Genomic DNA, 20368 nt, shown 5'->3' with positions numbered 1-20368 from the left:
GAGTATGAAAAAAATAATTTTAATGGCCCTGGCTTTTGGCCTTTCACTTCCGGCAATGGCAGGTGAAAAAGTAATAGACATGTACAAGTCTGAAAACTGTGGTTGCTGTTCCCTGTGGGGCAAGGCGATGGAAAAGGACGGGTTTGAGGTACGGACCCACGTCATGAATGATCAGGCTCTGTCAGCCCTGAAAGAAAAATATGCTGTTCCTGCTGAGCTGAGAAGCTGTCATACCGCAGTTACTGGTAATTTGATCATTGAAGGTCATGTGCCTGCCACAACGATACATAAGGCAATGCAGTCTGGTTCAGGGATTTATGGCCTTGCCACCCCCGGTATGCCTGCGGGAAGCCCGGGAATGGAGATGGGGGCCCGTAAAGAGGCTTACGATGTTATCGCATTCTCTCCGGAGGGCAGTAAAAAGATCTTCCAGCGAATCGAATAGTCAGCGGAACGGCTGATAACGGGACGCCGGTAGCAGGCACTCCTGTGCCGGCGACATTCGTGGTAATCGCATCCATGACATAACCTGAATACAGAAGACGCTTCAGGTTTGCATAAGGAGAGTTACTGTGAAAAATGACAATGCAGTGCAACACAACAACCAGACTGCCTCTGAACAGACATTATCCCCGGACGAGAGTCACGTATTGCATAAGGTGAGAGATCCCGTGTGCGGGATGACAATCATGCCCGATAAGGCGCACAGCAGCATTCGATACCAGGAGCATCAGCTTTATTTCTGCTCCGCCAGCTGTGAGAGCAAATTTAAAGCTCATCCCGATCATTATCTTACAGAAGATGCCAGTGAACATTCCCATCACCACCATCACCACCATCACCACGAGGTCATCCCTGATCAGATAAAACGTAAGCGTCGTCTCAGCACCGTCTGGCAGATCCTGAAATTCCTGAGAGGATAATGGACACCAAATATGGTGGACGCTATCCATGAAATCATTAACCGCAGTGCGTAAAAAAAGCCCTAATTATCCCGTTGAGTTCAAAATCAAAATGGTTGAACTCTCGCATCGACCAGAGATCTCCGTAGCGCAACTCGCTCGTGAGCATGGGATCAACGATAATTTGCTGTTCAAGTGGCGCCAGTACTGGCGCGAAGGAAAACTACGTCCTCCTTCAACAACAGAAAACAACGTGCCTGAGCTGTTCCCGATAACACTTGATGCCGAAGATGTTGTCCCTGCAACCTCCCCCCGGTCACAACCTGTAGCTGCTGCGGCACCTGAATCACTCAATATCAGCTGTGAAGTGACGTTCCGGCACGGATCACTCCGTCTGAATGGTGCCATCAGCGAAAATATCCTGAACCTGCTGATACGGGAGCTCAAACGTTGATCCCATTACCATCAGGGACAAAGATCTGGCTGGTCGCTGGCATCACCGATATGAGAAACGGCTTCAACGGCCTGGCGGCAAAGGTGCAGACGACGCTGAAAGACGATCCGATGTCAGGTCACGTTTTTATCTTCCGTGGGCGTAATGGCAGTCAGGTAAAGCTCCTCTGGTCTACCGGCGATGGACTGTGTCTGCTGACCAAACGGCTGGAGCGCGGCCGCTTCGCCTGGCCGTCAGCCCGGGATGGCAAAGTGTTCCTCACACCGGCACAGCTGGCGATGCTCCTTGAAGGTATCGACTGGCGGCAGCCTAAAAGACTGCTTACGTCACTGACTATGTTGTAGGCCTCTTTATCCTGGTCGACGCTGAATGAGCCTGGTAATATACCCGGTATGAACAGCTTACTTCCTGACGATATCGATGAACTGAAACGTCTCCTTGCCGAACAGGAGGCGCTGAACCGTGCCCTTCTGGAAAAGCTGAACGAGCGTGAACGCGAAATAGATCACCTGCAGGCGCAACTGGATAAGCTGCGCCGGATGAACTTCGGCAGCCGCTCCGAAAAAGTCTCCCGCCGTATCGCGAAGATGGAAGCCGACCTTAAGCAGTTGCAGAAAGAAAGCGATACCCTTACCGGCCGGGTGGATGACCCGGCCGTGCAGCGCCCGCTGCGGCAGACCCGTACCCGCAAACCGTTCCCTGAATCACTTCCCCGTGACGAAAAACGGCTGCTGCCGGCAGCGTCATGCTGCCCGGAATGTGGTGGTGCGCTGAGTTACCTGGGTGAAGATGCCGCCGAACAGCTGGAGCTGATGCGCAGCGCCTTCCGGGTTATCCGGACAGTACGTGAAAAGCATGCCTGTACTCAGTGCGATGCCATCGTGCAGGCCCCCGCGCCTTCACGGCCCATCGAGCGGGGTATCGCAGGACCGGGGCTGCTGGCCCGCGTGCTGAGTTCAAAGTATGCAGAGCACACCCCGCTGTACCGCCAGTCTGAAATATACGGCCGCCAGGGTGTGGAGCTGAGCCGCTCACTGCTGTCGGGCTGGGTGGATGCGTGTTGCCGGCTACTGTCACCGCTGGAAGGGGCGCTTCAGGACTATGTGCTGACTGACGGTAAGCTCCATGCTGATGACACGCCTGTCCCGGTGCTGTTGCCAGGTAATAAGAAAACGAAGACCGGGCGGTTGTGGACGTACGTTCGTGACGACCGTAACGCCGGGTCAGAGCTGGCGCCGGCAGTGTGGTTCGCTTACAGCCCGGACAGAAAAGGTATCCACCCGCAGAGCCATCTCGCTGGCTTCAGCGGTGTTCTGCAGGCGGATGCGTACGCCGGGTTCAACGAACTGTACCGCAATGGACAGATAACGGAAGCTGCCTGCTGGGCTCATGCCCGCCGCAAGATCCACGATGTGCACGTTCGCACCCCGTCAGCGCTGACGGAGGAAGCCCTGAAACGGATCGGTGAGTTATATGCCATCGAGGCGGAAATAAGGGGGATGCCGGCGAAGCGACGCCTTGCAGAACGTCAGCAAAAAGCTAAACCGCGGCTGAAATCCCTGGAAAGCTGGCTGCGTGAAAAGGTGAAAACGCTGTCGCGACACTCAGAACTGGCGAAAGCGTTCACGTACGTACTGAACCAGTGGCCGGCGCTGGCTTACTATACTGACGACGGCTGGGCCGAGGCAGATAACAACATAGCTGAGAATGCGCTACGGATGGTCAGCCTGGGCCGCAAAAACTACCTGTTCTTCGGTTCGGATCATGGAGGAGAGCGGGGAGCGCTGCTGTACAGCCTGATCGGGACATGCAAACTGAACGGAGTGGAGCCAGAAAGCTACCTTCGCCATGTGCTTGATGTTATAGCTGACTGGCCGATAAACCGGGTCAGCGAACTACTCCCCTGGCGCGTAGCACTGCCAACTGAATAACACATCCCCGTCAATACGGTTCTCGCTGCACGCTTACGATAAAACAGCCTCACCACCAGGCGGAGAACGATATTTCTGAAGGTGTGTGGACATGCCCGATGCACCCGGAGATACGCCGTCGTGGTCCAGGAAGCTGTCCTGTCTGTGGAATGGCACTGGAACCACTCGTAGCCACGGCATCCACGGGGCCAAGCGATGAACTTCGCGACATGACAAGACGCTTCTGGCTGGGGTTGTTGCTGGCGTTTCCGGTTCTGATACTCGAAATGGGATCTCATCTGTTTCCCGCCTTGAGAAATATAGTATCGCCACAGTACAACACATGGCTGCAGCTGCTTCTGGCCTCTCCTGTCGTGTTGTGGTGTGGCTGGCCATTTTTCGCCCGGGCCGGGATGTCGTTACGTAACCGTTCCCTGAATATGTTTACCCTTGTTGCTATGGGGACCGGCGTAGCCTGGGTTTACAGCGTCATTGCAACTGTCTTCCCCTCCTGGTTTCCTGCATCGTTCAGAAACATGGATGGCCTGGTGGCCGTTTATTTTGAAGCCGCGGCAGTAATTACGGTGCTTGTACTGCTGGGACAGGTTCTTGAGCTGCGGGCACGGGAACAAACCTCAGGTGCCATTACTGCGCTTCTGAACCTTGCCCCCAAAACCGCCAGGCGGCTGGACCATGACGGTCATGAAACGGATATTAATGCGGAAGATGTCCTGCCTGGCGATAAGCTCCGCATCAGACCTGGGGAGAGTATTCCGGTCGACGGTATCGTGGTCGAAGGCACAACAACCGTTGATGAATCGATGGTGACCGGGGAGTCTATGCCGGTTACCAAAACGGAGGGTGCCCCTGTCATTGGGGGGACGATTAATCAGACAGGTAGTCTTATCATCCGTGCAGAGAAAGTCGGAGATGAAACGATGCTCTCACGAATTGTTCAGATGGTCGCTGATGCACAGCGTTCGCGAGCCCCCATCCAGAGAATGGCTGACAGCGTTTCAGGCTGGTTTGTTCCTCTGGTGATACTTATCGCGGTTGTTGCTTTCGTGATCTGGTCTGTCTGGGGGCCCGAGCCCAGGATGGCGCACGGTCTGATTGCGGCTGTGTCGGTCCTGATTATTGCCTGTCCCTGCGCGCTGGGGCTGGCCACGCCGATGTCGATAATGGTGGGGGTGGGCAAAGGAGCCCAGGCCGGGGTGTTAATCAAAAATGCCGAAGCCCTTGAGCGTCTTGAAAAAGTGGACACGCTGGTTGTCGACAAAACAGGCACGCTCACGGAAGGTTCGCCTACGGTGACAGGAATTATCAGTCTCAGTCCGGGTGGGGAAGCCTCTCTTTTGCGTGTAACGGCCGCAGTGGAAAAAGGCTCGCAGCATCCGCTGGGTATGGCAGTCGTCAGAGCAGCACAGGAAAAGGGGATCGCAATACCCGCAGTCACTCATTTCGATGCGCCGTCGGGTAAAGGTGTCACAGGCGATGTCGAAGGTCAACGGATTGTTATTGGTAATGAACTGGTTATGCAGGAAAACAGTATCGTTGTTGATAATCAAAAGGCCGTTGCGGATACGTTGCGGATGGAAGGCGCTACCGTTATCTATGTGGCCACGGACGGGGACCTTGCAGGCCTGATAGCTATTTCGGATCCCGTGAAAGCAACCACGCCGGATGCACTTAAAGCGTTGCGTCAGGCGGGGATCCGCATCGTTATGCTCACCGGGGATAACCAGCTTACCGCTGAAGCAGTCGCACGGAAACTGGGAATAGATGAGGTTGAAGCCGGGATTCTGCCGGATGGCAAAAAAGCAGTGATAACCCGACTGAAAGCGTCTGGCCATGTGGTTGCGATGGCCGGAGACGGTGTGAATGATGCCCCGGCGCTGGCAGCGGCTGACGTGGGAATAGCCATGGGAACGGGTACAGATGTGGCAATTGAAAGTGCCGGAGTCACCCTTCTCAAAGGCGACCTGATGATACTGAACAGGGCCCGTCATCTGTCAGAGATCACCATGAAAAATATCCGACAGAATCTGTTTTTTGCATTTATCTACAACGCACTTGGTGTGCCGGTGGCTGCAGGCCTGCTTTATCCTGTGTATGGAATACTGCTGTCGCCAGTTATTGCGGCGGCGGCCATGGCTCTTTCTTCCGTCAGCGTCATTGTGAATGCGTTGCGTCTGAAAAGTGTCAGGCTCGGGAAATAACACTGAGTGAAGGGTCTGTTATGAACAGAAGGAGTCCAGTATGAAAAGTACCACCTATGCGCTTATTGCTGTCGCCGCGATCGCGGCATTTGCCCTCCTGCGAGAACACTGGTCACATGTGGCAGGTTACTGGCCATATCTGTTATTGCTGGTCTGCCCGCTAATGCATCTTTTCCACGGCCACGGAGGGCATGGGGATCACCAACATCACGGAAGCGAAAACGATAAAAAAAATTAATCCGGCAAACGGGGCCGCGTCGCGGTCCCGTTATCAGTCCAGGTATCGTTCGTAGTCTCTGGCATGCGCAAAGGCATGCTGTTCGAGTTTGTTATCAGCGGGTGCCGATGCCCGGAACGCCAGTGAATTAACAGGATTGTTATTGATGACCAGCTCGTAATGTAAATGAGGACCGGATGAACGTCCGCTGTTACCGGATAACGCAATAGCACCTCCCCGGGTAACTCTGGCCCCTTTAGTAACGAGTATTTTATTGAGGTGGAGATAGCGAGTTTTAACACCGGCTTTTCCCGTTACTTCAACAAAATATCCCATGGTACTGTTGTATTCGGCCCGGGTGATTTTTCCGTCGATGACGCTGACTATTTTCGTGTTCATGGGCATGGAATAATCAATGCCATTATGGGGACTCACTTTTCCCGATACCGGGTTAAGTCTTGCAGGATTGAAAGGTGAACTGAGTCTTGCTGTGGCTGGTAACGGATAATCGAGACTGCCTTTCCCGGAAGTATCGGAAAGATTATAGAACTTTTTGTCTGATATACGATACGCCGTGTAATTAAATGAGCCGGACGTAAATTTATAAGCCACTACACGTGATTTTCCCGCTTTCTTTTGCAGTACGAGTTTTAATGATTCATTTTTTTTCAAATGCCGAAGATTAAAGCGGGAAGGCAAAGAGCGCTGAAGGATAGCGATCTCGTTCGATTCCAGCCCCGAGCGGGTGGCTGAAAGGTAAGCATTTTCTTTTACGACATCGGTAGAATACATTTACTGGAATTCGCCGTTAGCATGAACACTGCGGCGTATGCTAGGGGTTTTCAGGAGGCGTGTCATCTGCCAGTTAATCGGGAGCACCGTTGATGGTCGTCATTTTTGTAACATATCTTGTTTCCCGTTTGCTCCTGAAGATCTGGGAACTGTATGACCAGCCTGACGGTGATGATTAACGGGACTGAAACAGGTTACGGCAGAGCAATATGGGGCTCATGTCCTGCTACGTAACCCGTCAGTAAAGCCCTGCTAAGCACTAACCCGCTTGCAGTTACCTGGAGGAATACAGGCCGGGAAGCTTTCTTGCCTGTGTCTGATGAGCTTCCGCACCGGCATTATTGACCTGCTCATGCACGAGGGCGGCTTTCTCTCCGGCATTCAGTTCGTTAAAAGAAGAAGAGGAGGTCTTTGAATTTGCACCACTGTCGGACAGCATTTTTTTATGTTCCTCAATCATTTTCTGATGTGCATAGGACGCGCTGTTGTTCATAAATGAATGAGCAACAATGGCCCTTTCATGTTCATTCATTTCAGAGAATGAGGGCGTGTTGTTTTTATTAACCCTGTCCGGTAAGTTTTCATGCGTCGAGGAATTCACATGACTGACGGCTGAGGCATTATTAACAAATCGATGTGCTTCATGGGCAATATCACTGGACTGAGCAAAAGCTGCCCCACAAAATAAAGCTGTAAACGCAGTGGCCGTGATTAATATATTCATGTGTAATTACCTTCTGAGGTACATAAAAGATGTCCTTATGATCATATATAAAAATAATCAACCTGTGGGGAAGATGACGTAAATGTAATACAGCTATGTACATTACACGATTGTAATGAATTTGTTTCTTAAGGTGTGCTAGATTCATTTCATTGTAAGTGGATGAACCAGTAATTTAATTTAAATCGGTTCTCGAATTCTGTCAGTAACCATACTTTAAATAAGGGAATGCGCATGCTGTTGAAAACGTCTCGACGAACTTTCCTGAAGGGGTTAACCCTCTCTGGCGTAGCCGGAAGTCTTGGCGTATGGAGTTTCAATGCGCGTTCCAGTCTGAGCCTGCCAGTTGCCGCATCCCTGCAGGGTACTCAGTTTGACCTGACCATTGGTGAAACGGCCGTCAATATCACGGGCAGTGAGCGTCAGGCCAAAACAATCAATGGAGGCCTGCCGGGGCCCGTTCTTCGCTGGAAAGAAGGTGACACCATTACCCTGAAGGTCAAAAACCGTCTTAATGAACAGACGTCCATTCACTGGCACGGCATTATTCTTCCGGCCAATATGGATGGTGTTCCGGGGCTGAGTTTTATGGGCATAGAGCCTGATGATACCTACGTTTACACCTTTAAGGTTAAGCAGAACGGGACTTACTGGTACCACAGCCATTCCGGTCTGCAGGAACAGGAGGGGGTATACGGTGCCATTATCATCGATGCCAGGGAGCCAGAACCGTTTGCTTACGATCGTGAGCATGTGGTCATGTTGTCTGACTGGACCGATGAAAATCCTCACAGCCTGCTGAAAAAATTAAAAAAACAGTCGGATTACTACAATTTCAATAAACCAACCGTTGGCTCTTTTTTCCGCGACGTGAATACCAGGGGGCTGTCAGCCACCATTGCCGATCGGAAAATGTGGGCTGAAATGAAAATGAATCCGACTGACCTCGCGGATGTCAGTGGCTACACCTACACCTATCTCATGAACGGGCAGGCCCCGCTGAAAAACTGGACCGGACTGTTCCGTCCCGGTGAAAAGATACGCTTACGGTTTATCAACGGCTCGGCAATGACCTATTTCGATATCCGTATCCCCGGGCTGAAAATGACGGTCGTGGCTGCAGATGGCCAGTATGTAAACCCGGTTACCGTTGACGAATTCAGGATTGCCGTTGCCGAAACCTATGATGTCATTGTGGAGCCTCAGGGTGAGGCCTATACCATCTTCGCACAATCCATGGACAGGACCGGTTACGCTCGAGGGACACTGGCCACGAGAGAGGGGTTAAGTGCTGCCGTTCCCCCCCTCGATCCTCGTCCTCTGTTGACCATGGAAGATATGGGTATGGGGGGAATGGGACATGATATGGCAAGAATGGACCACAGCCAGATGGGAGGCATGGATAACAGCGGAGAGATGATGTCTATGGACGGTGCTGACCTTCCGGATAGCGGGACATCCTCCGCGCCCATGGATCACAGCAGCATGGCCGGTATGGATCATTCCCGGATGGCCGGAATGCCGGGTATGCAAAGTCATCCTGCGTCAGAAACGGATAACCCACTGGTTGATATGCAGGCGATGAGCGTCTCTCCGAAATTAAATGATCCGGGTATTGGTCTTCGAAATAACGGAAGAAAGGTTCTCACGTACGCGGATTTGAAAAGCCGCTTTGAGGATCCTGACGGACGTGAACCTGGCCGTACCATAGAACTGCATTTAACCGGCCACATGGAAAAGTTTGCCTGGTCATTTAACGGAATCAAGTTTTCAGATGCCGCACCGGTGCTGCTGAAATACGGTGAGCGGCTCAGGATCACGCTGATCAACGATACCATGATGACTCACCCCATTCACCTGCATGGTATGTGGAGCGATCTGGAAGATGAAAACGGTAATTTCATGGTTCGTAAACACACAATAGATGTTCCCCCTGGTACAAAACGCAGTTACAGAGTGACAGCAGATGCGCTTGGCCGCTGGGCGTATCACTGCCATTTGCTCTATCACATGGAAATGGGAATGTTTCGTGAAGTCCGGGTGGAGGAATGATGCGAATGAAGAGAAATTTGAAGGCCATACCTGTTCTGGTCGCCTGTTTGTTTACCTCACAGCTTTCTATTGCGGCGGGCTCCGTCTCTGCAGATCCCCACGCCGGGCACGACATGTCTGCCATGCAGATGCCAGCAGATGAGAATTTCACTGAGATGACGTCAATGGAGCCCATTGTAACTGAGAGCAGAACGCCAATTCCGCCTGTTACCGATGCCGACCGGAAGGCTGCATTCGGCAATTTACAGGGGCATGCGATTCACGACAGTGCGATTAATTATCTGGTTCTGCTGGATCAACTGGAATGGCAACGGTCGGATAACACCAACAATTTCAGCTGGAGTGTTAACAGCTGGATTGGAGGCGACACAGATCGGATTTGGCTAAAGAGTGAAGGTGAACGAAGCAATGGGGAAACGGAGGCGGCTGAAGCGCAGTTACTCTGGGGACATGCGGTTGGCCCATGGTGGGATTTGGTTGCGGGTGTCAGGCAGGATTTCAGACCTGCTTCTGCCCGGACCTGGGCTGCTGTCGGTTTTCAGGGGCTGGCACTCTATAATTTTGAGTCTGAAATTACGGGTTTTGTCAGTAATGGCGGAAAAGCAGCCCTTCGTCTGGGAGGAGAATACGACGTTTTACTGACTAACCGGCTCATACTCCAGCCATCCTATGAGGTGAATTTCTACAGTCAGGATGATGAATCGCGGGGTCGCGGCAGGGGACTGACTGACACAGAGCTGGGGCTCCGGCTGCGCTATGAAATACGCCGTGAGTTTGCACCCTATATAGGCGTTTCCTGGAATCAACTTTACGGGAAAACATCCGATATGGCGAAAAGAGAAGGTGAGAAAGACCATCAGGTAGTATTCCTGGCGGGAGCCAGAATCTGGTTTTAACGCACTGATATAAAACACTCAACTAAACAGGTAAATAAAATGTCGATTTTAAATAAAGCCATTCTTACAGGTGGCCTCGTTATGGGCGTTGCTTTCTCTGCTATGGCCCATCCGGAATTAAAAAGCTCTGTGCCACAGGCTGATTCAGCCGTAGCGGCCCCGGAAAAGATTCAGCTTAATTTCTCGGAAAATCTGACCGTGAAATTCTCAGGTGCAAAATTAACGATGACGGGTATGAAAGGCATGTCATCACATTCTCCGATGCCGGTCGCGGCAAAAGTGGCGCCAGGCGCTGACCCTAAATCGATGGTCATTATTCCGCGAGAGCCTTTACCCGCTGGCACTTATCGTGTTGACTGGCGCGCGGTTTCTTCAGATACGCACCCTATTACCGGTAATTACACCTTTACAGTGAAGTAATATTATGAACGACCTGATTATGATTGTTATTCGTTTTCTTCTTTATCTGGATTTGATGGTAATATTTGGATTGCCATTTTTTCAGATATATGGAATAAGCGGTGTCAGACATGAAACCTATAACCTGACTAATTTCAGGTCGTTTATAACCTTTGCTGTTGTTACAGGCATCATTCTTACTGGCATTAATATGCTCCTGGTATCTAATGCCATGAGTGGAGTAACTGACCTCAGAGAATTATCCATCCATGTTATCGAGATGGTGATAGAAGAAACTGATGTGGGTATTAGCTGGATTGTCAGGCTCTGTGCCCTGTTTACCACACTCGGTGCTTTGTTCCTTTACACTAATAAGAGAGTATTGTCCTGCCTGCTGATGACGATGAGTGGGGGCGTGGCGCTGGCTACACTTGCCTGGGGAGGACACGCCGTTATGCATGACGGTCTGCATTACTATCTCCATTTACTGAGCGATCTGACCCATCTCGGCGCTGCAGGTGCCTGGACAGGTGCTCTGGTTGCATTTGCTATCCTGCTGATGCGCAGAAACGAGCATAATGCACAGAGCGTCATTGTGATATCTGACTCCCTGGCAAAATTTGCCACGGCAGGAACGGTGATTGTTGTAGCCCTGATCCTGAGTGCGCTGGTCAACTATCTGTATATTGCTGAGGGTAACTTAACTCCCTTATTCAATAGTTCCTGGGGGAGGATATTGCTTGCCAAGACGGCTCTGTTTGTTCTGATGCTTCTTCTGGCTGCAGCAAACCGGTTTCACCTGGGTCCCCGGCTTGAAGTTATGGTCAGGGAAGGGAATTATGATCGCAGCGTTGCCCTGATGCGAAACAGCATCCTGACAGAATTCGTTGTTGCGATTATCATTCTGGGCGCCGTAGCGTGGCTCGGAATGCTTGCTCCGTCTCAGGTCAGCTAGGGGACAGCCAAAGCTCATGCGTGAGATTTTTACTTTCATATCAGCGAGTTGACCATGCAGCGTATTTTAATCGTTGAAGACGAACAAAAAACAGGTCGTTACCTGCAGCAGGGACTGGTTGAGGAAGGCTATCAGGCCGATCTCTTTAATAATGGCCGCGATGGTCTCGGGGCCGCGTCGAAGGGACAGTATGATTTGATAATACTGGACGTGATGCTGCCTTTCCTCGACGGGTGGCAAATCATCAGCGCACTGAGGGAGTCCGGGCACGAAGAACCGGTCCTGTTTTTAACCGCAAAGGACAACGTGCGGGACAAAGTGAAAGGACTGGAGCTTGGCGCAGATGACTACCTGATTAAGCCCTTTGATTTTACGGAGCTGGTTGCACGTGTAAGAACCCTACTGCGCCGGGCACGCTCGCAGGCCGCAACAGTCTGCACCATCGCCGATATGACCGTTGATATGGTGCGCCGGACCGTGATCCGTTCGGGGAAGAAGATCCATCTCACCGGTAAAGAATACGTTCTGCTTGAGTTGCTGCTGCAACGCACCGGAGAAGTGTTACCCAGGAGTCTTATCTCGTCCCTGGTCTGGAACATGAATTTTGACAGTGATACGAATGTGATTGATGTCGCCGTGAGACGTCTGAGAAGTAAAATTGATGATGACTTTGAGCCAAAACTGATCCATACCGTTCGCGGTGCCGGATATGTCCTGGAGATCAGAGAAGAGTGAGGTTCAAAATTTCCCTGACCACACGCCTGAGCCTGATTTTTTCTGCGGTGATGCTTACGGTATGGTGGTTATCAAGTTTTATCCTGATTAGCACCCTTAATGGCTATTTCGATAATCAGGACCGCGATTTTCTGACAGGTAAACTTCAGCTCACCGAAGAGTTTCTTAAAACAGAGACGTTCAGGAACAAAACGGATATTAAGTCATTATCAGAAAAAATAAACGATGCGATGGTGGGGCACAATGGCTTATTCATTTCTATAAAAAACATGGAAAATGAAAAAATTGTTGAACTCTATGCCAAAAATTCTGTTGTTCCAGCGGTCCTGCTTAATAAGTCAGGTGATATTCTCGACTATATGATCCAGACGGAAGAAAATAACACCGTGTACCGCAGTATCTCGCGGCGGGTTGCCGTGACGCCGGAACAGGGTAAAAGCAAACATGTCATCATTACGGTTGCCACGGATACTGGGTATCACACCCTGTTTATGGACAAACTCAGTACCTGGCTGTTCTGGTTCAATATCGGTCTGGTCTTTATTTCTGTTTTTCTGGGCTGGCTGACCACACGTATTGGTCTGAAACCGCTACGGGAAATGACCAGTCTGGCTTCCTCCATGACCGTACACAGCCTGGATCAGCGTCTAAATCCCGATCTGGCTCCGCCGGAAATCTCTGAGACCATGCAGGAGTTCAATAATATGTTTGATCGCCTGGAGGGGGCATTCCGGAAACTGTCAGATTTCTCGTCTGACATCGCGCATGAGCTGCGCACACCAGTCAGTAATCTGATGATGCAGACGCAGTTTGCACTGGCTAAGGAAAGGGATGTTTCGCATTACCGCGAAATTTTATTCGCTAACCTGGAAGAACTGAAAAGGTTGTCACGAATGACCAGTGACATGCTTTTTCTGGCACGTTCAGAGCATGGTCTGCTGCGGCTGGATAAACATGATGTGGATCTGGCAGCCGAACTGAATGAATTACGTGAGTTGTTCGAGCCCCTGGCAGACGAAACAGGAAAGACAATCACGGTTGAAGGAGAGGGCGTTGTTGCCGGAGACAGCGATATGCTCCGACGTGCTTTCAGTAACCTGCTTTCCAATGCAATCAAGTATTCTCCCGATAACACCTGTACAGCGATACACCTTGAGCGTGACAGTGACTGTGTGAACGTGATGATTACGAATACGATGTCCGGCCAGGTTCCCGCTAATCTGGAACGTTTGTTTGACCGGTTCTATCGCGCAGACTCATCAAGGTTCTACAACACGGAAGGCGCGGGGCTGGGATTATCAATTACAAGGTCGATCATTCATGCTCACGGCGGCGAGCTGTCAGCAGAACAGCAGGGGCGTGAAATTGTGTTCAAAGTGCGCCTGTTAATGGATTAATCCCGTTGTTCAGGAGAAACCTGGAAGGTGACAAAATTGTCATCATTCAGTCACGCGATAAACAGAGGCGGTTTTTTATAATTATTCATAAATCAGGAGCAGCGTGATAACACAATCACCTGGTTCCTGGAGTGATGATTAACCCGCCCTGAGATCAACTGCTTTCTCTGTTATAAGCCATTGATTGTTTGGGTATGTAAACACCGGAGACCCAACCATGAAAAAGATTCTCGTATCATTTGTTGCCATTATGGCTGCCGCTTCATCTGCCATGGCTGCAGAGACAATGAACATGCATGACCAGGTAAATAATGCACAGGCACCTGCCCACCAGATGCAGTCATCTGCTGAAAAAAGTGCAATTCAGGGAGACAGCATGACAATGATGGATATGAGCAGTCACGATCAGGCCGCAATGTCCCATGACATGATGCAAAACAGCAATTCTGCTGCCCACCAGGACATGGCTGAAATGCATAAAAAAATGATGAAAGCTAAACCCGGAGCTACCAACGAAACAGCAAAGTCATTTTCTGAAATGAGCGAGCATGAGAAGGCCGCAGCTGTACATGAGAAGGCGAATAATGGTCAGTCTTCCGTTGTTCACCAGCAGCAGGCTGATAAGCATCGCAGTCAGATCACCCAGAATTAACCCGCAGCTCCACTTGTTAGACCCTCATTTGACGCCGAAGTCACTGGCTTACGCTCCCGTCCGGGAGCGTTTTTTTTTCCCATATATCAAACTTTAACTCTGAAGAGGTGGAAGTATCTGACCAACACTGTCACGTAACGCCAGATAACTACAAAAACACCTTTTTCCTCCTGTAAATTGCAGTTCCTGCAAGAACATCAAGGCATAATGTTGGAACAGCGTGTGATACACACTTAGCATCATGTTTTGTATGTGTTTTTTTTAAAACTTTACAACTTTAAAGTCTTTTTCAGGTTAAAGGATACAACTTTAATGTCTCTACACAGCTGAAAAGAACGGTTAATATTTATTTTTTTAGCGTGCTGCGTCCTTAACGGGTCCACGCTTTTTATTGTGTGCATGGTGTTTTGTCTTCTTAAAAGGGTTGTCTATGTCTGCTGCTCATCTCGGTTTCCCGACGGAAACCGTTGTTGTCTTCGTGGTGATGGCCGTTGGGGCGATGTTTATCGACCTCTTCATGCACCGTCACGATAAACCGATCTCGCTGAAAAGCGCGGTCATGTGGTCCATCTTCTGGGTCATGATGGCGATGGCCTTCGCCGGATTCTTATACGTGCACCACGGCGCGGAGATGGCCAGTCTGTTCCTGACCGGCTATGCGCTGGAAGAGGTGCTCTCCGTCGACAACCTGTTTGTGATGATGGCGATCTTCGCCTGGTTTGGCGTGCCGGATAGATATCGTCACCGCGTGCTCTACTGGGGCGTGCTCGGGGCGATTGTGTTCCGTGGTATTTTTGTTGCCATTGGCACCAGCCTGCTGAGCCTGGGACCGTATGTTGAGGTCATTTTTGCGCTGGTCGTCGGCTGGACGGCGGTGATGATGCTGAAACGCAATGAAGAGAGCGATGAAGTAGAAGATTACTCCAACCATCTGGCGTACCGCCTGGTGAAACGCTTCTACCCGGTGTGGCCAAAAATCAGCAGCCATGCGTTTATCCTGACCCAGAAAGAGGTGGATGCCGAACTGGAGAAACCTGAAAACAAGGATGTGATGGTAGGCCGCGTGAAGAAGGCGAAGCGCTACGCGACGCCGCTGCTGCTCTGCGTCGCGGTGGTGGAGCTGTCCGACGTGATGTTCGCCTTCGATTCCGTACCCGCAATCATCGCCGTCAGCCGTGAGCCGCTGATCATCTACAGCGCAATGATGTTCGCGATCCTCGGCCTGCGTACCCTCTACTTCGTGCTGGAAGCGCTGAAGCAGTATCTGGTGCATCTGGAGAAAGCGGTAGTGTTACTGCTGTTCTTCGTGGCGTTCAAGCTGGGGCTGAATGCGACCGACCACTTCTGGCATCACGGTTATAACATCGGCGCCACGGCAAGCCTGTTTGTGGTGCTGGGGGTACTGGCGCTGGGGATTATTGCGAGCGTGATGTTCCCGGGAAAACGTGAGGCCTGATGTACCGCTTTTCTCCCTCTCCCTGTGGGAGAGGGCCGGGGTGAGGGCACCGGGCCGCACCTAACCCTTAATTGGTGAATTTCGGCGCTTGCTCGGATGATGAAAATGCCGCCAGTGCGGATCCTGCGCCGCCGCCAGCAACTCGTGGTCGCCACGCGTGTCGCCCCAGGCGCGCAGGTGATACGCGTTCAAATCCCCATACACCTTCTCCAGCCTCGCCACCTTCTGGGCACAACGGCAGTTGTGGCCGGTGATCCGCCCGGTCAGCTTGCCGTCTTTCACTTCCAGCTGAGTGCCAATCAGCTTAATGCCGAGCTTATCGGCCCACGGCTGCAATACCAGCGCCGGGGAAGCAGAGCAAATCGTCACTTCCGCACCGGAATTGACCTCGTTGGCGACGGCCAGCACACCTTCCGGGCGCATCAGCTTGTTCCAGTATTTTTCACAGAAGGCTTCCGCCTGCTGACGTAACCAGTGCTCATCCACCCCCGTCAGGAAGGTTTTGATCAACACCTCTTTCAGCTCATCTCGCGTCAGCTTGCGGCGCACACAGTGCAGCGTAGGCAGGGCCATGCGCACCAGTCGGCCAGCAAAGTAGCGCTTGCCAAAGGCAAAGCGCAGGAACGGGATAAAACTGTCGTGGTGCGTCAACGTACCATCAAAGTCAAAGACAGAGAGCACGCTGGACTTCGCCACGGCTTCGTCGGCAATCATATTGGTCATAAATACGTCTTAGCTGAAATACACATTCTGTTCACTAGTTTACCTGCTTTACCTTCACAGTCCTTATATCAGGTCGCATTTTTTCCTGAACCTGTGGCCTGACGGGTCAAACAATGTCATCCACCACGCCGCCGTCAACGCGCAGCGCCGCGCCGGAAGTCGCGGAGGCCTGCATGGAACAGACATATACCACCATATTTGCCACTTCTTCCACCGTGGCGGCGCGCTGGATCACCGAGCTGGGGCGATTCGCCATCACGAACTCTTTCGCCAGCTGTTCCAGCGATTTACCGGTTCTTTCGATCTCGTCTTTCATCATCGCGGCAAAACCGTCCGACATTGTCGGGCCCGGCAGCACGCTGTTCACCGTCACGCCGCTGCCTGCCACGAACTTCGCCAGACCGCGCGCCAGCGAGAGCTGGGCGGTTTTTGTCACGCCATAGTGGATCATATCCGCAGGAATATTGCAGGCCGATTCTGACGAGATAAACACTACCCGACCCCAGCCCTTTTGTACCATGCCGGGCAGCAGGGCACGAGAGAGGCGCACGCCGGACATCACGTTGGTCTGCCAGTAGCGTTCCCAGGTCTCGTCGTCCGTGGAATAAAAATCCTGCTGGCCATAGATCCCGGCGTTATTCACCAGAATATCGACGTGCGAGGCGACCCTGAGCAGTTCGTCAACGCCCTCCTGCGAGCTTAGATCGGCGATGGCGGCACGGACCTGTACGCCAGGCACCACCTGCTGTAGCGCCTGAATGCCTTTGTTCACCGAGTCGACGCTGCGCCCGTTCACGATCACTTCCGCACCGCTCTCCGCCAGCCCGCGGGCGATGGCAAACCCAATACCGCCGGTGGACGCGGTCACCAGCGCTACTTTCCCCGTTAAATCAATTTTCATCATTCGCTCCTTGTCATCTTATGGTTCAAAACTTAAAGCGTAGCACTTGACGATGACGGCTCCTGTTTAAAAAGGCGCAACAGCGTCTCAACCTGCTCGTCCAGCGGGCTGAGGGAGCGTTTGACGATGAGGTGCAGCGGCGTGGCGCGACGTACGCCGTGGCTGAGCGGCAGCGTTTTAAGGATGCCCTGCTGGAGCGGGGTCTGAATGCGTTCTTCCGGTAACCAGCCGTATCCAACCTGATACATCACCGCTTCGATCGCGGCATCGATGGTGGAGAAGGTCCACGACTCCCCGGTGGGGTGAGCGGTGGGCTGGCTGTCTGCGATCTGAATGCGCGGCCACGGTCGTAGCACCTCGTCGTTAAGCGGTGTATCCAGCGCAAACAGCGGGTGAGCGTGATGCGCGACGGCAACAAAATCGATATTCATCAGCCATTCCCCCAGGCCGGTAATGTCCTGGCGGCGGGTTAAGACCATCACGTCGGCTTCATCATTGAGCGCATCCGCGCGGCTGTTTTCCAGCACCTCGGTAAGCCGCACCTGCGTTTGCGGGTACAGCTGCTGAAACTGGCGCAAAATCGCGAACAGCCGGCTGCGCGGAAAAATACTGTCTACCATCAGGTCGATACGGGTTCGCATCCCGCTGCGCAGGGTCGCAGCGCGCGTTTCAACATAGGCGAAGGCTTTCAGCAGCGGTTTAACCTGATTCAGCAACAGCTCACCCGCCGGTGTCAGCACGGCACGCCGTCCCTCTGTCATCAGGAGCGCCACGCCCAGCCGCTCCTGCAACAGCGACAGGTTATAGCTGACCGAGGACTGGCTGCGGTGGGTCTCTTCCGCCGCCTTAGCGAAGCTGCCAGCCTCGATGACTCTCTCCAGCAAGGCCCACTGTTCGAGCGTCGTCTTGTGCATAATTAATCTAAATTTTGGATGAATTTGATTCAAACATAGCGTTATTTATTCATTTTTTGAAGGGGTACGATCGTCTCATCAAAACAAAGGAGACATCGTATGAGCACCTTCGATAAACATGATTTAAGCGGCTTCGTCGGCAAACATCTGGTATATACCTACGATAATGGCTGGAATTACGAAATTTACGTTAAAAACGAAAACACCCTGGACTACCGTATTCACAGCGGTCTGGTGGGCAACCGTTGGGTGAAAGATCAGCAGGCCTACATTGTTCGCGTTGGGGAGAGCATCTATAAAATTTCCTGGACGGAGCCAACCGGTACCGACGTGAGCCTGATCGTGAACCTGGGCGACAGCCTGTTCCACGGCACCATCTTCTTCCCGCGCTGGGTCATGAATAATCCGGAAAAAACCGTCTGCTTCCAGAACGATCACATTCCACTGATGAATAGCTACCGTGATGCCGGGCCAGCGTATCCAACCGAAGTGATTGATGAATTTGCGACCATCACCTTCGTGCGCGACTGCGGTGCGAATGACGACAGCGTTATTGCGTGCGCGGCCAGCGAGTTGCCAAAAAACTTTCCTGATAATTTAAAATAAGCGCGACAATTAACTAAAAAGAAAAGTTCCCGACTCATTTCATATTTATTGGAAATGGTCGGGGATTTTTTTATTTGTTGATGTTTGGTTTAGATAATTGACTTTAATACGGTGAGCGGAATCACATAATAAATAATTCATAATTACTTAAACTATTGTTTAATAATGAATTTATATAAATTCACCCCTCCTTTTTATCACCATCTTAATTTTTCCCTAAGAAATGAACGTTACCTTGAGATGAGTTTATGGTTCGTTGAAATAAACGAATCGGCATTTGGTTAATATCAAAAAGTTGCCATGCATAACTCAAGGAAATTAATAATGCGTGATTTTTTGCCTTTTTCCCGGCCCTCAATGGGCGCGGAGGAAATCGCCGCGATACAGGAGGTAGTAACCTCCGGCTGGATCACCACCGGGCCGAAAAATCAGATGCTTGAAGAGGCGTTCTGTACGCTTACGGGAAACCGTCATGCGATTGCCGTCTCCTCTGCCACGGCGGGGATGCACGTCACCCTGATGGCGATGGGGATTGGTCCCGGCGATGAGGTGATTACGCCCTCCCTGACCTGGGTATCGACGCTGAATATGATCGTGCTGCTGGGTGCCATACCGGTGATGATCGACGTCGACAGAGACACGCTGATGGTGACGCCTGAAGCGGTCGACGCCGCCGTTACGCCTCGCACCAAAGCCATTGTGCCGGTTCATTATGCGGGTGCGCCGTGCGATATTGACGCCATCCGCGCCGTCGGTGAACGTCACGGTATTCCTGTCATTGAAGACGCGGCCCATGCCGCCGGAACGTACTACCACAGCCGTCATGTGGGCTGGCGGGGCACCGCAATTTTCTCCTTCCACGCCATCAAAAACATGACCTGCGCCGAAGGTGGGCTGGTGGTGACGGATGACGAGCAGCTGGCGCAAAACATCCGTAGCCTGAAATTCCACGGTCTGGGCGTTGATGCCTATGACCGCCAGACCCATGGCCGCGCGCCGCAGGCCGAGGTCATCACCCCGGGTTTTAAATACAACCTCGCGGATATCAACGCCGCGCTGGCGCTGGTGCAGCTCGGCAAGCTGGGCGAAGCCAACAGGCGCCGTCGCGACATTGCCGACCGCTACCTGCTTGAACTCTCGGATACCCCTTTCCAGCCGCTGTGCATTCCGTCATGGCCGCATCTGCACGCCTGGCACCTGTTTATCATTCGCGTGGATGAGGCCCGGTGCGGCCTCTCGCGTGATGCCCTGATGGCCGCGCTGAAGGAGCAGGGCATCGGTACGGGCCTGCATTTCCGTGCGGCACATACGCAAAAATACTACCGCGAGCGTTTCCCTGATGTGTCGCTTCCGAACTCTGAATGGAACAGCGCGCGTATTTGTTCTCTCCCTCTTTTCCCGGACATGACCCATGACGACACAACCCGCGTCATTACCGCGCTCCATCAGCTTGCAGGACATTGA

At 52.0% G+C, this 20368-nt stretch carries 20 protein-coding genes and 2 pseudogenes; 17 read left to right on the top strand and 5 right to left on the bottom strand.

Annotation, left to right across the window (positions count from 1 at the left end; all coding sequences use genetic code 11):
* Window positions 1-4: 4 nt before the first annotated feature.
* The 7 genes and pseudogenes from AC4OVU_RS20955 to AC4OVU_RS20925 all read left to right on the top strand — a co-directional run bounded on the left by AC4OVU_RS20955 (window position 5) and on the right by AC4OVU_RS20925 (window position 5723).
* Window positions 5-445, top strand: coding sequence for a DUF411 domain-containing protein (locus tag AC4OVU_RS20955; RefSeq protein WP_000720618.1), 441 nt, complete (start codon window positions 5-7; stop codon window positions 443-445).
* A 127-nt stretch (window positions 446-572) separates the two neighbouring features.
* Window positions 573-872, top strand: a pseudogene (locus AC4OVU_RS20950) (YHS domain-containing protein); the annotation flags it as partial.
* Window positions 873-951: 79 nt separating this feature from the next.
* Window positions 952-1356: an IS66-like element accessory protein TnpA gene (tnpA, locus tag AC4OVU_RS20945; protein WP_491928619.1), complete on the top strand. Its 405-nt coding sequence runs from the start codon at window positions 952-954 to the stop codon at window positions 1354-1356.
* The gene (tnpB, locus tag AC4OVU_RS20940) at window positions 1353-1700 is read left to right on the top strand and encodes an IS66 family insertion sequence element accessory protein TnpB (protein WP_000612626.1); all 348 of its coding nucleotides are present in this window, start codon (window positions 1353-1355) and stop codon (window positions 1698-1700) included. Before tnpA ends, tnpB begins: the two co-directional genes overlap by 4 nt.
* A gap of 48 nt (window positions 1701-1748) precedes the next feature.
* Window positions 1749-3287: an IS66-like element ISKpn24 family transposase gene (locus AC4OVU_RS20935; RefSeq protein WP_004201219.1), complete on the top strand. Its 1539-nt coding sequence runs from the start codon at window positions 1749-1751 to the stop codon at window positions 3285-3287.
* 38 nt (window positions 3288-3325) lie between these two features.
* Window positions 3326-5485 (top strand): annotated as a pseudogene (gene silP / locus AC4OVU_RS20930) (Ag(+)-translocating P-type ATPase SilP); the annotation flags it as partial.
* Window positions 5486-5525: 40 nt separating this feature from the next.
* Window positions 5526-5723, top strand: coding sequence for a DUF2933 domain-containing protein (locus tag AC4OVU_RS20925; RefSeq protein ID WP_000843494.1), 198 nt, complete (start codon window positions 5526-5528; stop codon window positions 5721-5723).
* Window positions 5724-5756: 33 nt separating this feature from the next.
* Here AC4OVU_RS20925 and AC4OVU_RS20920 read toward each other — a convergent pair whose 3' ends face one another.
* Both AC4OVU_RS20920 and AC4OVU_RS20915 read right to left on the bottom strand, forming a co-directional pair.
* Window positions 5757-6494, bottom strand: a complete 738-nt coding sequence (locus AC4OVU_RS20920) for a peptidoglycan DD-metalloendopeptidase family protein (protein ID WP_000287499.1) — start codon at window positions 6492-6494, stop codon at window positions 5757-5759.
* A 274-nt stretch (window positions 6495-6768) separates the two neighbouring features.
* A complete protein-coding gene (locus tag AC4OVU_RS20915; protein ID WP_079953524.1) occupies window positions 6769-7218 on the bottom strand; it encodes a copper resistance protein in 450 nt (149 codons plus the stop codon).
* Window positions 7219-7452: 234 nt separating this feature from the next.
* Here AC4OVU_RS20915 and pcoA point away from each other — a divergent pair, with 234 nt between their 5' ends.
* The 8 genes from pcoA to AC4OVU_RS20875 all read left to right on the top strand — a co-directional run bounded on the left by pcoA (window position 7453) and on the right by AC4OVU_RS20875 (window position 15760).
* Window positions 7453-9270 (top strand): multicopper oxidase PcoA, encoded by a 1818-nt coding sequence (gene pcoA / locus AC4OVU_RS20910; protein WP_000925243.1) that lies wholly within the window; start codon window positions 7453-7455, stop codon window positions 9268-9270.
* Window positions 9271-9275: 5 nt separating this feature from the next.
* Entirely contained in the window at window positions 9276-10166 is an 891-nt protein-coding gene (gene pcoB / locus AC4OVU_RS20905) for a copper resistance outer membrane transporter PcoB (RefSeq protein WP_072252507.1), read from the top strand.
* 39 nt (window positions 10167-10205) lie between these two features.
* Window positions 10206-10586 (top strand): copper resistance system metallochaperone PcoC, encoded by a 381-nt coding sequence (gene pcoC, locus AC4OVU_RS20900; RefSeq protein WP_000025662.1) that lies wholly within the window; start codon window positions 10206-10208, stop codon window positions 10584-10586.
* Between the two features lie 55 nt (window positions 10587-10641).
* Window positions 10642-11520, top strand: a complete 879-nt coding sequence (gene pcoD / locus AC4OVU_RS20895; protein WP_229692861.1) for a copper resistance inner membrane protein PcoD — start codon at window positions 10642-10644, stop codon at window positions 11518-11520.
* Window positions 11521-11574: 54 nt separating this feature from the next.
* Window positions 11575-12255, top strand: coding sequence for a copper response regulator transcription factor PcoR (pcoR, locus tag AC4OVU_RS20890; RefSeq protein ID WP_001188930.1), 681 nt, complete (start codon window positions 11575-11577; stop codon window positions 12253-12255).
* The gene (gene pcoS / locus AC4OVU_RS20885) at window positions 12252-13652 is read left to right on the top strand and encodes a copper resistance membrane spanning protein PcoS (protein WP_001211180.1); all 1401 of its coding nucleotides are present in this window, start codon (window positions 12252-12254) and stop codon (window positions 13650-13652) included. The genes pcoR and pcoS overlap by 4 nt, the downstream gene beginning before the upstream one ends.
* Window positions 13653-13869: 217 nt before the next feature.
* Entirely contained in the window at window positions 13870-14304 is a 435-nt protein-coding gene (gene pcoE, locus AC4OVU_RS20880) for a copper resistance system metallochaperone PcoE (RefSeq protein ID WP_000723069.1), read from the top strand.
* Between the two features lie 430 nt (window positions 14305-14734).
* Window positions 14735-15760, top strand: coding sequence for a TerC/Alx family metal homeostasis membrane protein (locus AC4OVU_RS20875; protein WP_015571505.1), 1026 nt, complete (start codon window positions 14735-14737; stop codon window positions 15758-15760).
* Window positions 15761-15820: 60 nt separating this feature from the next.
* Here the strand turns inward: AC4OVU_RS20875 and AC4OVU_RS20870 are convergent, their stop codons facing one another.
* The 3 genes from AC4OVU_RS20870 to AC4OVU_RS20860 form a co-directional block, all read right to left on the bottom strand.
* Complete coding sequence (locus tag AC4OVU_RS20870) at window positions 15821-16483, bottom strand: HAD family hydrolase (RefSeq protein WP_003861228.1); 663 nt, start codon at window positions 16481-16483, stop codon at window positions 15821-15823.
* A gap of 106 nt (window positions 16484-16589) precedes the next feature.
* A complete protein-coding gene (locus AC4OVU_RS20865) occupies window positions 16590-17384 on the bottom strand; it encodes an SDR family NAD(P)-dependent oxidoreductase (RefSeq protein WP_017384097.1) in 795 nt (264 codons plus the stop codon).
* Between the two features lie 32 nt (window positions 17385-17416).
* Complete coding sequence (locus AC4OVU_RS20860) at window positions 17417-18298, bottom strand: LysR family transcriptional regulator (RefSeq protein WP_110293048.1); 882 nt, start codon at window positions 18296-18298, stop codon at window positions 17417-17419.
* A gap of 99 nt (window positions 18299-18397) precedes the next feature.
* On the opposite strand from AC4OVU_RS20860, the gene AC4OVU_RS20855 reads away from it, so the two are divergent.
* Together AC4OVU_RS20855 and arnB are read left to right on the top strand one after the other, a co-directional pair.
* Window positions 18398-18904 (top strand): phenolic acid decarboxylase, encoded by a 507-nt coding sequence (locus tag AC4OVU_RS20855; RefSeq protein WP_017384099.1) that lies wholly within the window; start codon window positions 18398-18400, stop codon window positions 18902-18904.
* A gap of 324 nt (window positions 18905-19228) precedes the next feature.
* Window positions 19229-20368: a UDP-4-amino-4-deoxy-L-arabinose aminotransferase gene (arnB, locus tag AC4OVU_RS20850; protein ID WP_110292446.1), complete on the top strand. Its 1140-nt coding sequence runs from the start codon at window positions 19229-19231 to the stop codon at window positions 20366-20368.

It is taken from the genome of Enterobacter sp. 6722112 (genome assembly GCF_058661685.1).
The sequence above is the reverse complement of the archived record's forward strand: the minus strand, read 5'-3'. Positions and strand labels throughout refer to the sequence as shown.